General features: G+C 36.0%; 1 protein-coding gene. It reads left to right on the forward strand.

Annotated features, from left to right (window positions below; translation table 11 throughout):
• On the forward strand, positions 1-495 hold a 495-nt coding region (locus tag FUA24_RS17295; protein ID WP_394344213.1), incomplete at both ends, for a glycosyltransferase family 2 protein.

Genomic DNA, 495 nt, shown 5'->3' on the forward strand with positions numbered 1-495 from the left:
TATAAACAAAAAGACCACTTTGAATATGCGGGTGCTGCTGGTGGATTTATTGATGCCTTTGCCTACCCATATTGCCGTGGTAGAATTTTTAATACCATTGAAAAAGATGTTGGGCAATACAATGATACCGCCCCTATTTTTTGGGCATCGGGTGCTTGTTTGTTCATTCGTAAAACAGTGTTTAATACCTTAAATGGGTTTGATGCTTCATTTTTTGCACACATGGAAGAAATTGACCTTTGCTGGCGTGCTATAAACATGGGCTACCACATAAAATATGTAGGCGCATCAACGGTATATCATGTGGGTGGTGCTACATTAAACAATACAAACCCTAAAAAAACCTACTTAAATTTTAGAAATAGTTTATTTACACTCACAAAAAACACACATGGCACACTTTTTGGTGTAATTTTCGCTAGGTTATTGCTAGATGGTGTTGCTGGTATTAAATTTTTATTTGAATTAAAACCACAACATACCCTTGCAATACTT

Source organism: Seonamhaeicola marinus, from assembly GCF_008085455.1.